The organism is Bacillus sp. F2HM (genome assembly GCF_019266135.1).
Taxonomy (GTDB): Bacteria; Bacillota; Bacilli; order Bacillales; family Bacillaceae; genus Bacillus; species Bacillus safensis.
This window is the reverse complement of sequence record NZ_LRMO01000011.1, coordinates 11,878-24,951: the sequence shown is the minus strand read 5'-3', so window position 1 is coordinate 24,951 and position 13,074 is coordinate 11,878. Positions and strand designations below refer to the sequence as shown.

Sequence of the window (13,074 nt, the reverse complement as noted above, 5' to 3'; positions counted from 1 at the left end):
AGGCACTCACCAAAAATCCCTTTTGACATACTTTAATTAGTGATCTAGAACAAAGGAGGCGAATTACTCTTGAATCGTTCCATCAAAGTCAGACTTGCATTCATCGTCGTTGTCCTGCTCTTTATTCCATTTGTCGCCTGTAAAAAAGAACAAGAGCAGACCGTACAAGTAGCCGAGGTGACCCATTCGGTTTTTTATGCTCCGCTATATGTTGCCTTATCTGAGGATTTCTTCAAAGAAGAAGGGCTAGAGGTTGAATTAAAAACGACTTGGGGCGGTGATAAAACGATGACAGCTCTCTTATCCGGCGGTGCAGATATCGCCCTGACCGGATCTGAATCCTCTATCTATGTAGAGGCTCAAGACACAAAAGACTCTGTCATCAACTTTGCACAGCTGACACAAACAGACGGTACATTTCTTGTTTCAAGGGAGAAAGTGAGCGAATTCTCTTGGGATCAATTAAAAGGAAAAGACTTTCTTGGACAGCGGAAAGGCGGCATGCCGCAAATGGTCGGTGAATATGTCCTGAAAAAGGAAGGCATTGATGTAAAAAAGGATCTCCGCATGATTCAAAATATTGATTTTGCCAACATTTCAGGCGCTTTCTCCTCTGGAACTGGCGATTTTGTGCAGTTATTCGAACCGACAGCATCCTTAATTGAAAAAGAAGGCAAAGGGTACATTACCGCCTCCTTTGGAGAGGCTTCCGGAAAGGTGCCGTATACCACCTTCATGGCAAAGAAGAGTTACTTAGAGGAAAACAAAGAGACAGCTGAAGCCTTCACTCGCGCCATTTACAAAGCGCAGAAATGGGTAGAAGCCAAGCAGCCGGAGGAGATTGCCAAAACCATTCAATCTCATTTTCCTGACACAGAACTTGATGTCTTATCAACTGCCATCAAACGCTACAAACAGCAAAACTCCTATGCAGCAGATCCCCTTCTGAATGAAGAGGAATGGAACAAATTGCAGGAAATCATGAAGGAGAGCGATGAATTGCCGAAATTTATCCCGTACAAACAACTTGTCGATTCATCCATTGCAAAGAAGGTCACAGAACACAAATAGAATAGGAGGTAGCACATGTCTTTCCTTCAAATTGACCATGTGACCCACACGTACTTCTCTTTAAAAGAAAAAACAACGGCCATACAGCACATCAATATGGAGATAGACCAAGGAGAATTTATCTCATTTATTGGTCCCAGCGGCTGCGGAAAAACCACCCTGCTGTCTATCATTGCAGGAATAACGCCGCCCTCTGAAGGCCGAATTTTAATCGAAGGAAAAGAACCGAATCAAAAAGAGCATCAAATCGGCTACATGCTCCAGCAAGATTATTTGTTTCCTTGGAAAACCATCAAGGAAAATATCATTCTCGGGTTAAAAATTACCAAGCAAGATTCACATGAAGCCACCTCCGCCGCTCTTGGCTTACTGCCTAAGCTTGGCCTTCATGATGTAGAGGAAAAATACCCGAAGGAGCTGTCAGGCGGTATGAGGCAGCGTGCGGCTCTCGCCCGAACGCTTGCAGTGAATCCCGGTCTGCTTTTACTAGATGAACCCTTTTCAGCTCTAGACTATCAAACCAAACTCACTTTAGAGGATCTCGTCTTTCATACACTCAAAAACTATCAAAAAACAGCGGTCCTTGTGACACATGACATCGGCGAAGCCATTGCGATGAGTGACCGCATTTTCTTATTCTCTAAGCATCCTGGCTCAATCAAGCGAATGTTTACCGTTCCAGATGAACTGAGGACTCTTTCTCCTTTCGAAACAAGACAGACCCAGAGTTTCCAAGAGCTCTTTCAAACGATTTGGAAGGAGCTGAAAACCGTTGAAACACAGTGACCTTTTACATGAAGCCTATCGCAAAAAATACCGAATGGAAAAACGCATGACCCGAATCTATCAGTTCATTATTTTCGCCAGCTTCTTTTCGCTTTGGGAGCTTGCCAGTCATTTTCGTCTTATCGATCCACTGATATTTAGTTCACCATCAGCAGTCTGCCAATTGTTTGTACAAAAAATATCCGATGGGTCTTTAATGAATCATATGAGTATTACATTATTTGAAACAGTGCTCGGATTTCTACTTGGTACCTTTTGCGGCATTTTGCTCGCTGCCGCCTTATGGTGGTCCACCCGCCTGGCAAACGTTCTTGATCCTTATTTAGTCATTTTAAATGCCATGCCAAAAGTTGCCCTCGCCCCGATTTTAATTGTTGCCCTTGGGCCTGGCATGATCAGCATCGTTGCCATGGGCGCAATCATTAGTGTAATCATTACGACGATCGTCATATATACAGCCTTTCAAGAGGTCGATGAGAATTATTTAAAGGTGATGAAAACCTTTGGTGCGAAAAAAAGCGTCGTCTTTCGCGAGGTCATTTTGCCAGCTAGTATTCCAACGATGATTTCTGCGATCAAGGTCAATGTCGGCCTTTCTTGGGTAGGGGTTATTGTAGGGGAATTTCTTGTTTCCTCAAAAGGGCTCGGCTACATGATCATTTACGGCTTTCAAGTCTTCAACTTTACACTCGTGTTCTTAAGTCTTTTCATTATTGCCGTGTTTGCGACCATCATGTACCAGCTTGTGGAATGGCTCGAACGTCGTTTTCTTCAAAAATAAAAAGCACAGGGATTGTCACCCTGCGCTTTTTTAACGAATCAAACCGTTCTTTTCTAAATAAGCAAGACTTTGTCTTAACACATCATCTTTCATAATAAAACTGAAATTCTTATTTTTTGCGATGGATCTTGGCAAGTCTGCGAAAAGAACGGGTCCTTTCGTTTCAAAATACGTGTCTTGCTTCACTAGTTTTTCAATATCAGCGAAATAAATATTCTTGACAATGACCTTTTCTCTGCCCAGCACCTGATATTGACCAATATACGTTAATTCACGAACAACAGCACCCGTCTCTTCTTGAATCTCCCGTATAGCGGCTTGGTCTGCTTCTTCATCCGGCTCAACTTTCCCTCCTGGAAACTCATAGCCCCGATCCTCATGTTCAGTGAGCAGCCATTTCCCTTGGTAGCGGCAGATGGCCCAAACATGCTTAGGATGACTTGAAAAAGGCTTCTCCTCAAAAGAGAGCTTGACCGTATTATGATAATAGTCTTTAAATACATGCATGTGAAATCCCTCATATCCTGTCCTTGCTTCTTGTAAAACATCATACCACAGATCACATTTATCTGAAGAATTTTTATCAAAAGTGAAACAAACAAGTGGTTCCAACTCGTCTGTATCTAAAATGAGGTATTGTTGCTAAAACCTTTTTATCATCTCCAACTTCACCCAATTTTAATCATGAAACCTTTTATCCCTATATGACGTAAATGAATCAGTGTTTGTCCTATGACAACGAGGAGGAAATCAGCATGAGTATAAAAAATGGGTCAAAACAAGACTCACCCCATGAGGTGATCAAGAAACACCTCGTGAAAGGACAAAAGTTAGATTTAACAAAAGACAATCCATCGGTCGACCAAATTCATATCGGGCTTGGCTGGGACCTGGCTGGTCAGCCAATTGATTTAGATACGCAAGTGTTTCTTTTAAATGAAGAGGATAAGCTGTTGTCTCCTAAGCATCTGATCTATTATCACCAGCAGCAAAGCTTAGATGGAGCTGTTCGTCATCTTGGTGATCATCAATTTGGCGGAGGGTATCGAGACAATGAAATGATTATTATGCAATTAAGCAGAGTCTCACCTGATATTCATAAAATTGTCGTCACAGCCACGATACATGATGCACACGAACGCCAGCATCATTTTGGACAAGTCACCAATGCCTACGTGCGACTTACGGATCAAATCTCGCAGCAAGAGATTTGTACCTTTCAGTTAACAGAGGATTATTCGTATTGTACATCCATTATATGCGCTGAACTCACGAGAGATCAGGAGGAATGGAAAATCACCGCGACCGGGCAAGGGACTACTCTAGATTTAAATGATTTATGCCGCATCTACGGATTTACATCTTGACGCAGGAAAGGAGCCGGCACCTATGGGATTTCATTTCAACACGATAGAAGAACTTACCTTACAAGCAGAAGGCAGCGGAATCTTTTTTGCCAAAAAAGGCGCCATGATTGCTGATCAAGGAAGTTTCCAATACCGCAAGCGATTACTTGGAACGAATAAAGGAAATATGGTCAGCCAAGTATTTAACCATATCAGCAGGAAATTCACAGGTGAAAACCTTGAAATGATGGAAGTGAGTGGACAAGGTACTTGCTACTTGGCGGATGCAAGCGAGCATGTAACAGTGATTAATCTTGAGCCAAGCGGTCCTTGGCAGCATGTAAGTGTAGAAAGTGAAGATTTACTTGCCTTTACTGAGGAATGCCATTACGGCGTCACACCAGTAGGCGTTGGTATTTTATCACAGAAAGGACTGTTTACATCAAAACTCTCTTATCAAGGGCACGGAGCGCAGGTCGCCATTAAAACGAATGGAAATCCGCTCATTTTAAAAGCCCCCTGCCGTGTAGACCCTGACGCAATTGTTGCTTGGACAGGCAAATCACCGAAGGTCAAACTAGATGTGAACTGGAAAACTTTCATTGGACAAACATCTGGCGAATCCTACTTATTTGAGTTCCAGGAACAAGATCAAATCGTCATTATCCAGCCATCTGAGCGCACATCTGGCTTACGGGTGGGCTTAGATGATAATCGCTACAAACCTCAGAGCCAGAGCTCCTCTCATGAATTCACCAATTTACAGCAAGAAAATAGAGGCGGCGGGATCAGTGATTTGATCGGAGGCATTTTACAACCGCGAAAATAAAGCATGTAGAGATTCTCTACATGCTTTTTCAATTCATCAAACCATTTGTCTCAATAAAGCTCCTTGTTTCTTCATTGCCGAGCTCATAAATCATTGTGTAAATCTCTTTTCTTTTTCTATCCATTTCATCATTTGGACTATCATAATGATATTCAAGAAACGGAACATGCGCCCGAAAGAAGCCTTTCCAATCTGTCATATACTGTTCATCGAAATAGTCTCTCAGCTGCAAAATTTGATCATCATCTGCTTCTATTTGAAATTGCCAAGCCGCTGCATCTCTATGCTGCGATATCGATCCATCTTGTACGGATACATAGTACGTGTGTCGCGCCATCTGAATCATCCTTTTTCCTTTAGTATGACCAGATATGAGGAAATTACGGCTTTTTGCGCAATTTATTTTTCAACATGTCCAATACATCAATAAACAACTGTGGAATGGGAACTCCAAGGGCTCTGGCTGTCGAGACGATTTGGTAAGATTCATAAATAATATAAAAGATGATCGCTAAATCCTTAATCGTCCCATTTGTCTTCAGCATGACATCGAAGAAATGTGCCATAGATATTAAGGAGACTGTCACGACCTTTCGAACAATCCGTGTCAAAAACCGTTTCATTGTGAGCTGCCCAGTCAAAGATTCTCTTAGGCTTGAACAAATTAATTCAATAGCCATCAACGTCACTAAAATCATCAGTAAATATCCTGCTCCACCAAACAGAAAGCCCATCGCCGACAAACTCACTGTAACCAACGAAAAGATGCCTAAATCCTTGCTCACTTGGCATCAACATCCTTTCAAAGTGGAACTCCTTACCTCAATAGTATATGCCGAATTCTCGCAATAGCTTGGACGACAAAAAATAAAGGCGCTGTTATGTATTCAGGGAGACGAATGAGACCAAAAAAGCCGCCCATGAGGCGGCTTTAGACTGTTGACAAAGGGCTAAAATGATCTTGATTTTAGCCCTTTGTCTTCTTTTCAGAGTGATAGAAAACCTTTGCAGCCCTAGGAAGGGCGAGTACCGGAGCGGAGCGAATTGAAACATTCGTGAGCACCGGAGCGCAGACCTGACACCGAATGCGAGGGTTTGTCTACACGCTGAAGCCGCCCATGAGGCGGCTTCTCTTTTTAGACTCTGACATCAATAAATGAAGCATCTGAATCCTTTGGTTGAACAGCTTGAGGCTGCTGCTGCACTTGATCCAGCATCACCATAGCTTGTGCTGTATTCGTAGCAAGCTGTGAATTCAACAAACTAATATTGAGTGTCTTTTGAATGCTCGCTACTTGCTGACTCATCATTCCTGCAATAGAAGACATCTTCTTCCCTCCCTTCTCTTTTCTCTTCGGCTGAAAGCCCTATGATTTCAATGGGCTGTCTGTCCCGATTCCAGTAAAAAAAGAATGTCGGCCTATTTATGACCGACATTCTTTTCACATACGTGTATTATCCTAAATATGCTTTAAGCATCCAGTTGTGTTTTTCAATGGATTGATGAATCGCAAGCAGCATATCACCTGTAGTTTCATCGCCAACCTCTGCAGCTAGCTCCATTCCTTGTTTTAATTCCTCAGCGATATTGGAGAAATCATCATATAGATTTTTCACCATTTGCTCCGCTGATTCTTTGCCCTCTGCTTCTTGAATGCTGGAAATTTCTAAGCACTCTTTCATTGTCGCAACAGGCTGTCCATTTAAAGCAAGCATACGCTCAGCCAAATCATCAATATATGTAGCTGTTTCTGTATATAGTTCTTCAAATTTCTCATGGAGTGTAAAGAAATCTTTCCCCTTTACATACCAATGATAGTTATGTAATTTCACGTAAAGCACAGTCCAATCAGCTACTTGTTTATTGACGACGTTTAATAATTGTTCAGACATATTTATTCCTCCTTATGTAATTGCGTTTAGTATGAGAATACCCTTTTCTTATTATACTGAAACCTGCCGTCAATTTCTTCTATTTTGACTGCATGAAATATATGTTAATATGGAAATAAGGAGGGAGTTAGATGCTGTTACTTGGGATTATCAGCTTTATCATTATCTCAATCGTTGTCTTTTTATCATTGTGGACGACATCGAAGGCTTATGAATATAAGCATAAAGTCGATTCACCACAGGATGCAGAACCAAATCAACGTCCTAATCCAAAATAAATCCGCTTTTAATGATGTGAGGTTTCTTCTTCTGCAGTAGTTGAACTCTCTTTTTTCACCTCACCTACGTGGATGTTCGTTTTCGGCATATTATGCTGCTGTTTAGCTGTCACATGGACTTGTATGATATAAAGGCCATCTTTTTTGAAGGCTGTGTGCAATTCGTATACACCTTTGTTTTCTTTCTTTGGCTGAATCATCTTGCTGTTATCCTTGTCGCCATCTTTCCACACTTCAAATTGAACATCATCTGCATCATCAACAGGCGTATCACCGTATGTGACAGCTGCTTTTACTATAACGCTTTCATTTTTCTCCACTTGCTCAGGTCCTGTGAGCTTTACTTCTAATAGCTCAGGCACTTCCCCTTTGCCGCTATTTGCTGCAGAGTTTCCACATGCACTCAATAACGTGAGCATCAGAATCATTCCCAACATTTTTCGCATCCTGCGTTTCCCCCTTCTTTTACTGACATGTCCATTTTAACAAATATCCCCTATTTTGACATCTCTGTTTGAATTCAAATAAAAAACCGGACATCTAAATGTCCGGTTCATCATTCTATTAACCAAATACTTTTAAAAGCTCTTCTTGATCCTGAGAAAGCCAGAAACGCATTAAACGTTTTGCCCCTTCAAGATCATGAAGCTTCGCTTGGCCGCATTGCTCTTCGTTTGCAGCAGGTATTTCTGTTACTTCAACCGCATCCTTGAATGTTGCATCAAGAAGTTCAACGATCTCTTTTGGAGTTGGTGCACCACTGACAACTAAATAGTAGCCTGTCTGGCAGCCCATTGGAGAAATATCGATGATATCAAAATGATCATATTTCTCTGAGTGTGTTCTAATATTAAACGCAAGCAAATGCTCTAATGTATGAATCGTATCAGGTTTCATCGCCTGCTTGTTGGGCTGACAAAAACGAATATCGAATTTATTTACTTCCCCATCTGATCCCACTTTATGAACGCCGCAATGACGAACATATGGCGCTTTTACAGCATTATGATCAAGTTCAAAGCTTTCGACTGAAGGCATAATCACCACTCCTATAATTGCAATTTCCTATATTATAACATATTTCTCCGACCAGTTTAGTTTATAAAACTTTCCTTCCTTGTCCTTTTTTCTTATACTGTGGAAGACAGACAAGGAGGAACCTCTATGAAACAAATTTTTATCGGCATGATACGCTTTTATCAAAAATGTATATCCCCTCTGACACCGCCAAGCTGCCGGTTTTATCCAACATGCTCAAACTATGGACTAGAGGCAATCAAAACGCATGGCGCGATCAAGGGCGGCTGGCTCACCATAAAACGGATTTTGAAATGTCATCCGCTTCATCCTGGAGGCATCGATCCTGTTCCGCCTAAAAAGGAAAAATAACTTACTTTTCTTCATATCCGTTGACAACTAAGTCAAGCTTCCCTGTTCCAGGGTCAATGACAAGCCCATGTACAGGTACATCTGATGGAAGAAGCGGGTGATTTTTTACTACAGACACACTGTCCTTCACGCTCTCTTCAACTGAACTAAAGCTTTTGAGCCACTGTTTAAAATCAATTCCTGAGTATTCCAGTACTTCAATACGTTTTTCTGGAATACCGCGCTCAACGGCTTTATTTAAAAGTGTCTGGCTGTCTATTTTACTCATCCCGCAATCATGATGCCCAATGACATATACTTCGTCAGCATTTAATTCGTAAACAGCAACTAAAATGCTTCGCATAATACTTCCAAATGGATGAGAAACAAGCGCCCCAGCACTTTTGACAATCTTAATATCACCATTTTTCATGTTCATGGCACGCGGAAGCAGTTCAACAAGTCTTGTATCCATACACGATAGAATGACAGCTTTTTTCTGTGGAAACTTTGTTGTTGTAAACTCTTCGTATTTCTTCTCTTCAATAAATTGTTGATTATATTCGATGATTTCATCTAAAAGTTTCATACGTTTGTCCATTCCTTTATCTTTTTTTAAAAATAAATATAGCACAATGTAAGAAATTTCGTCACGTTTTGCAGCTTATTTTTTTAAAGAAAACATCTGCTGATGAAAATTTTTTATTTTCCTCTTTTCAAATCGTAATTATTACGATACAATAACTCAGGACATTAAATCGTAATCATTTCTATCTATTAGATTGAGAGGAGACATTTTCTACATGAAAAAAATCTTTTTTATTTTAACAGCTGCTTTATTCGCGATCGGTCTTGCCGCTTGCTCAAGCAGTGCGGGCACTAATGCTTCAAAAGGAAAGGCAGACGGGAAACTAATCATTTACACCACGATCTTCCCAATTCAAGATTTCACTGAAAAAATTGGCGGCTCTCACGTTCATGCTCAAAGCGTGTATCCTGCAAATGCAGATGCACACAGCTTTGAACCAAGTTCAAAAACAATGGTTGAAATGGCTGAAGGTGATGCCTTTATCTACAGCGGCACAGGGGCTGAAGCATTCGCAGACAAAACTGCTGCCACTTTAAAAGACCAAGGTGTGAAAACAGTCAAAGCAGCCGAAGGCATCAAATTGTTATCGACAAAAGAAGAACATGCACATGAAGAAGGCGAAGATCATGACCATGAAGGTCAAGACCACGACCATGATCATGACGGGCACGATCACGGAGATAAAGACCCTCATGCATGGTTAGACCCAGTTTATGCACAGCAAATGGCGAAAAACATTAAAGACACACTCGTCTCTTTAGATCCAGATCATAAAGACGAATACACAAAAAACTATGAACATCTAAAAAAAGATTTGCAATCGTTAGATCAAGAATTTAAAACAACGTTATCTAAAGCGAAACATAAAGAAATTCTTGTTTCTCACGCAGCTTATGGTTATTGGGAAAAGCGCTATGGCATTGAGCAAATCAGTGTTTTAGGGTTATCCGCTTCTGAGGAGCCATCACAAAAACAGCTCGAAAACATTGTACAAAAAGCGGAAAAGCATCACATTCAATACGTTATTTTTGAAAACAATGTCAGCAGCAAAGTATCAGATACAATCCGCAGTGAAATTGGGGCAAAAAGCTTGACCCTTAAAAATCTAGAATCCATTACTGAAGATGATGCCAAAAATGGCGAAAACTACGTCAGCTTAATGAAACAAAACTTAAAGACCTTAAAAACTGCATTAAATGATTAATGCTTTTGAACCCCGGGTGATCAACCGGGGTTTTTTGCTGTAAAAAAAGCACACCGTTATCGGGCGTGCTTTTTTGATTACATTTGATATTTTTTCTTAAACTGCTCAGCTCTTCCGCCTTTTTCTCCGAATTTTTGACGTCCTGTATAAAAAGGATGCGTATCAGAGCTTGTTTCTACTTTAATGACAGGATACGTTTTCCCATCTTCCCACTCTACTGTCTCGTTTGATGTCTTTGTTGATCTACTCAAGAAGCGGTAACCGCTGTTTACGTCCATAAATACAACTTCATGTGAGGTTGGATGAATATCTTTTTTCAATGTCAAAACTCCTTTCGTTAATAAAACGTAATGGTTACGTTTTATATTTATATTCTACTCCCTCTTTTACAACTTGTCAAAAAACAAGCTTTCTTAGTCAGGAAGAATAATCTAAAAATGGTGGAGAATAATAAGCATCATGAAAAAGAGAAGCGATAAGAAAGGCGGAGAAAAAATTGACTGATCTCGTTTTAGCTAGAAGCCTGTTCGGCACAACCATGGGCTTTCATATTATTTATGCCTCGCTTGGCGTTGGCATCCCGCTAATGATTTTGTTAGCTGAACTCATCTTTCAAAAAACGAAGGACCCGCATTATGCCATCATGGCCAAGCGGTGGACAAAAGCACAGGCTGTTCTGTTAGGGGTCGCCATTCCAACAGGCACCATTGCTGGTACGCAGCTTGCCCTTTTATGGCCAGGTTTTATGGAGGTCATCGGAAAGGTCATGTCACTGCCATTCCAGATTGAAATCTATGCGTTCTTTATAGAAGCATTATTTATGTCTATTTATGTGTACGCAGCGGACCGCCTATCAAATGCAATGCGCATCATTACGGTTATTTTTATCGTCATTGGTGCAGCTGCATCAGCGATTCTAATTACAAACGTACATGCTTTTGAAGGAACTCCTGCTGGCTTTCAGATGGTAAATGGAGAAATCACAAATATCGAGCCTTGGAAGGCCTTTTTCAATCCAAGCTTTGCTGTAACTGCTACACATGTTGTGCTGTCTGCTTTTACAACAGGTGCTTTTGTGATTGCTTCAGTTGCAGCTTTTAAAATGCTCAAAACGAGAAAAAATGAGAAGCTCTATACATTTCATCGAAAAGCCCTTTTTCTTGGACTCATTGTAGGAGGACTTTTCTCTTTTCTAACAGCCTTAAATGGCCACGAATCCGCTCAGCTTCTGTATGAATATCAGCCTGAAAAGCTGGCTGGAGCTGAAGGTTTATTTGAAACGCAATCACATGCGCCTCTTGCAATAGGTGGTTTTACGGATGCTGATTCGCAGGAAATTAAAGGTGCGATCGAAATTCCTTGGGCGCTCAGTTTTCTGGCAGGAAATAGCTTCGATACAGTGGTCAAAGGCTTAAATGATTTTCCTCGTGACGAGTGGCCGCCTTTATTTATACACACATTATTTAACGGCATGGTCATTATTGGATCGGTACTCATTCTATTTGCGGTATTAGCGCTGCTTTACCGTAAAATTTTAAAACGGGACAAATTTCCGAAGTGGCTTCTTTTTCTTTACTTATTCGGCGGGCCTCTTAGTCTTTTGGCTATTGAATTTGGCTGGATCTTTGCTTGTACAGGCCGCCAGCCATGGGTCATTTATCGAATGCTCAAAACGTCAGAGGTTGTCACATCATCAGGCTCGATCGGGACACTTTTTATCCTTTTTGCCATTGTCTATCTCATCTTAGGCATAGCAACCGTTATTGTGCTGACGTACTACTTTAGAAAACATTCGATTGAAGAAGACCTACGGTTAACAGAATCTTAAAAAGGGAGCGATCTTGATGCAAATGGATGTTACAACTGATGCGCTCATTGCAATCACCATCTTATGGGGATTCGTTTTTATCTATGCAGTGATGGCATCAATGGATTTCGGCGCAGGATTTTGGTCGATGATTTATATGAATAGAGAACAAACAAAGGCCGCTAATATCGCAAATAAGTACCTTTCTCCAACATGGGAAGTGACAAACGTCTTTATTGTCGCCATCGTTGTCGCATTGTTCAGCCTGTTTCCAGGTGCGACCTTTGTACTTGGTACCGTTTTATTAATACCCGGCAGCATTATATTATTGCTTCTTGCACTGCGAAGCGGGTTTCTCGTGTTTTCTCATTCACTGCCTAAGAAATACCGAAAAGCGGTGACGTATATTTCAGGGATCAGCGGCTTTATCATTCCGTCCATCCTGATCATGGTTCTCCCAATCACCCATGGTGGCTTTATCTTTCAGGAGAACAACGTCTACTCATTAGATCTTGGACTGGTCTTTACAAGTGCAAATGTCTATTCTTTTGTCGGCTTTGCCATTTTCAGCACCCTTTTTCTTTCGTCCTTGCTTTTAGCTGATTTCTCTAATGTTGCTGATGAAGATGAAGCTTACAGCATTTATAGAAGAGGGGCGCTCATTACGGGTCCACTTTCACTCATGATGGCCTTTTTTATCATGCTGACATTACGAAGCGAGGCCAATTGGCTGTTCACAAAAATGATGCAGAACATTCCTATTCTTCTTGTATCTCTCTTAATGTTTCTGCTCGCAGGACTGGCTCTATTTTTACCAAACAGCCGGTTTAAGCATCGGAAAGGGAGACCACGCCTTGCCGTCATTGCAATTACCATTCAATATTTCTTAGCAAGCTATGTGTATGGGCGTGCCCATTTGCCTTACATGGCTTATCCAGATATTACAATCATGTCTGGATTTACAGACCCTGTCACATTTAGGGCATTATTTATCACCTATATTGTAGGGTTTATCATCTTGTTTCCCGGATTTTATTTCTTCTGGAAATTATTTATGAAGGATAAGCGCTATATTCGCCAGGAAGATTAACATGAATGGACGAGCTTCATTTCGGTTACATT

19 protein-coding genes are annotated in these 13,074 nt (G+C 41.0%); 10 read left to right on the top strand and 9 right to left on the bottom strand.

Annotated elements, in window-relative coordinates:
• Window positions 1-69: 69 nt before the first annotated feature.
• The 3 genes from AWT60_RS07145 to AWT60_RS07135 are packed head-to-tail and all read left to right on the top strand — an operon-like array spanning window position 70 to window position 2,638.
• Window positions 70-1,071 carry an ABC transporter substrate-binding protein gene (locus AWT60_RS07145; protein WP_076839328.1) on the top strand — a complete coding sequence of 334 codons (1,002 nt, stop codon included), beginning with the start codon at window positions 70-72 and terminating at the stop codon, window positions 1,069-1,071.
• A gap of 15 nt (window positions 1,072-1,086) precedes the next feature.
• On the top strand, window positions 1,087-1,857 hold the full coding sequence (locus tag AWT60_RS07140) for an ABC transporter ATP-binding protein (RefSeq protein WP_076839330.1): 771 nt from the start codon (window positions 1,087-1,089) through the stop codon (window positions 1,855-1,857).
• 34 nt (window positions 1,858-1,891) lie between these two features.
• Window positions 1,892-2,638: an ABC transporter permease gene (locus AWT60_RS07135; RefSeq protein WP_370880888.1), complete on the top strand. Its 747-nt coding sequence runs from the start codon at window positions 1,892-1,894 to the stop codon at window positions 2,636-2,638.
• 30 nt (window positions 2,639-2,668) lie between these two features.
• On the opposite strand, the gene ytkD is transcribed toward AWT60_RS07135, so the two are convergent.
• Window positions 2,669-3,145 carry an RNA deprotection pyrophosphohydrolase gene (gene ytkD / locus AWT60_RS07130; RefSeq protein ID WP_025093666.1) on the bottom strand — a complete coding sequence of 159 codons (477 nt, stop codon included), beginning with the start codon at window positions 3,143-3,145 and terminating at the stop codon, window positions 2,669-2,671.
• A 248-nt stretch (window positions 3,146-3,393) separates the two neighbouring features.
• On the opposite strand from ytkD, the gene AWT60_RS07125 reads away from it, so the two are divergent.
• Both AWT60_RS07125 and AWT60_RS07120 read left to right on the top strand, forming a co-directional pair.
• On the top strand, window positions 3,394-4,005 hold the full coding sequence (locus tag AWT60_RS07125) for a TerD family protein (RefSeq protein ID WP_076839332.1): 612 nt from the start codon (window positions 3,394-3,396) through the stop codon (window positions 4,003-4,005).
• Between the two features lie 22 nt (window positions 4,006-4,027).
• A complete protein-coding gene (locus AWT60_RS07120; protein WP_095357094.1) occupies window positions 4,028-4,813 on the top strand; it encodes an AIM24 family protein in 786 nt (261 codons plus the stop codon).
• Window positions 4,814-4,841: 28 nt separating this feature from the next.
• Here AWT60_RS07120 and AWT60_RS07115 read toward each other — a convergent pair whose 3' ends face one another.
• From AWT60_RS07115 to AWT60_RS07100, 4 genes are all read right to left on the bottom strand, one after another.
• Window positions 4,842-5,150: a hypothetical protein gene (locus AWT60_RS07115; protein ID WP_024425787.1), complete on the bottom strand. Its 309-nt coding sequence runs from the start codon at window positions 5,148-5,150 to the stop codon at window positions 4,842-4,844.
• A gap of 43 nt (window positions 5,151-5,193) precedes the next feature.
• Window positions 5,194-5,598, bottom strand: coding sequence for a phage holin family protein (locus AWT60_RS07110; protein WP_076839335.1), 405 nt, complete (start codon window positions 5,596-5,598; stop codon window positions 5,194-5,196).
• A 351-nt stretch (window positions 5,599-5,949) separates the two neighbouring features.
• Window positions 5,950-6,141 (bottom strand): hypothetical protein, encoded by a 192-nt coding sequence (locus AWT60_RS07105; protein WP_024424925.1) that lies wholly within the window; start codon window positions 6,139-6,141, stop codon window positions 5,950-5,952.
• Window positions 6,142-6,268: 127 nt separating this feature from the next.
• Window positions 6,269-6,706, bottom strand: coding sequence for a Dps family protein (locus AWT60_RS07100; protein ID WP_024424926.1), 438 nt, complete (start codon window positions 6,704-6,706; stop codon window positions 6,269-6,271).
• Window positions 6,707-6,837: 131 nt separating this feature from the next.
• Between AWT60_RS07100 and ytzI the strand changes: the two genes are divergently transcribed.
• The gene (ytzI, locus tag AWT60_RS07095; protein WP_003217544.1) at window positions 6,838-6,984 is read left to right on the top strand and encodes a YtzI protein; all 147 of its coding nucleotides are present in this window, start codon (window positions 6,838-6,840) and stop codon (window positions 6,982-6,984) included.
• 8 nt (window positions 6,985-6,992) lie between these two features.
• On the opposite strand, the gene AWT60_RS07090 is transcribed toward ytzI, so the two are convergent.
• Together AWT60_RS07090 and AWT60_RS07085 are read right to left on the bottom strand one after the other, a co-directional pair.
• On the bottom strand, window positions 6,993-7,430 hold the full coding sequence (locus AWT60_RS07090; RefSeq protein WP_024424927.1) for a FixH family protein: 438 nt from the start codon (window positions 7,428-7,430) through the stop codon (window positions 6,993-6,995).
• Window positions 7,431-7,548: 118 nt separating this feature from the next.
• On the bottom strand, window positions 7,549-8,022 hold the full coding sequence (locus tag AWT60_RS07085) for an S-ribosylhomocysteine lyase (protein ID WP_003217624.1): 474 nt from the start codon (window positions 8,020-8,022) through the stop codon (window positions 7,549-7,551).
• A gap of 126 nt (window positions 8,023-8,148) precedes the next feature.
• Here AWT60_RS07085 and yidD point away from each other — a divergent pair, with 126 nt between their 5' ends.
• Window positions 8,149-8,373 carry a membrane protein insertion efficiency factor YidD gene (gene yidD / locus AWT60_RS07080; RefSeq protein WP_041107381.1) on the top strand — a complete coding sequence of 75 codons (225 nt, stop codon included), beginning with the start codon at window positions 8,149-8,151 and terminating at the stop codon, window positions 8,371-8,373.
• Between the two features lies 1 nt (window position 8,374).
• Here yidD and AWT60_RS07075 read toward each other — a convergent pair whose 3' ends face one another.
• The gene (locus AWT60_RS07075; protein ID WP_024424929.1) at window positions 8,375-8,941 is read right to left on the bottom strand and encodes a beta-class carbonic anhydrase; all 567 of its coding nucleotides are present in this window, start codon (window positions 8,939-8,941) and stop codon (window positions 8,375-8,377) included.
• Window positions 8,942-9,155: 214 nt separating this feature from the next.
• Between AWT60_RS07075 and AWT60_RS07070 the strand changes: the two genes are divergently transcribed.
• Window positions 9,156-10,145, top strand: coding sequence for a metal ABC transporter solute-binding protein, Zn/Mn family (locus AWT60_RS07070; protein ID WP_076839338.1), 990 nt, complete (start codon window positions 9,156-9,158; stop codon window positions 10,143-10,145).
• A 77-nt stretch (window positions 10,146-10,222) separates the two neighbouring features.
• Here AWT60_RS07070 and AWT60_RS07065 read toward each other — a convergent pair whose 3' ends face one another.
• Window positions 10,223-10,465 (bottom strand): type B 50S ribosomal protein L31, encoded by a 243-nt coding sequence (locus tag AWT60_RS07065; protein ID WP_076839339.1) that lies wholly within the window; start codon window positions 10,463-10,465, stop codon window positions 10,223-10,225.
• A 176-nt stretch (window positions 10,466-10,641) separates the two neighbouring features.
• On the opposite strand from AWT60_RS07065, the gene AWT60_RS07060 reads away from it, so the two are divergent.
• Both AWT60_RS07060 and AWT60_RS07055 read left to right on the top strand, forming a co-directional pair.
• Window positions 10,642-11,973 (top strand): cytochrome ubiquinol oxidase subunit I, encoded by a 1,332-nt coding sequence (locus AWT60_RS07060; RefSeq protein ID WP_024425783.1) that lies wholly within the window; start codon window positions 10,642-10,644, stop codon window positions 11,971-11,973.
• 22 nt (window positions 11,974-11,995) lie between these two features.
• Window positions 11,996-13,042, top strand: a complete 1,047-nt coding sequence (locus AWT60_RS07055; RefSeq protein WP_170871266.1) for a cytochrome d ubiquinol oxidase subunit II — start codon at window positions 11,996-11,998, stop codon at window positions 13,040-13,042.
• Window positions 13,043-13,074: the final 32 nt, after the last annotated feature.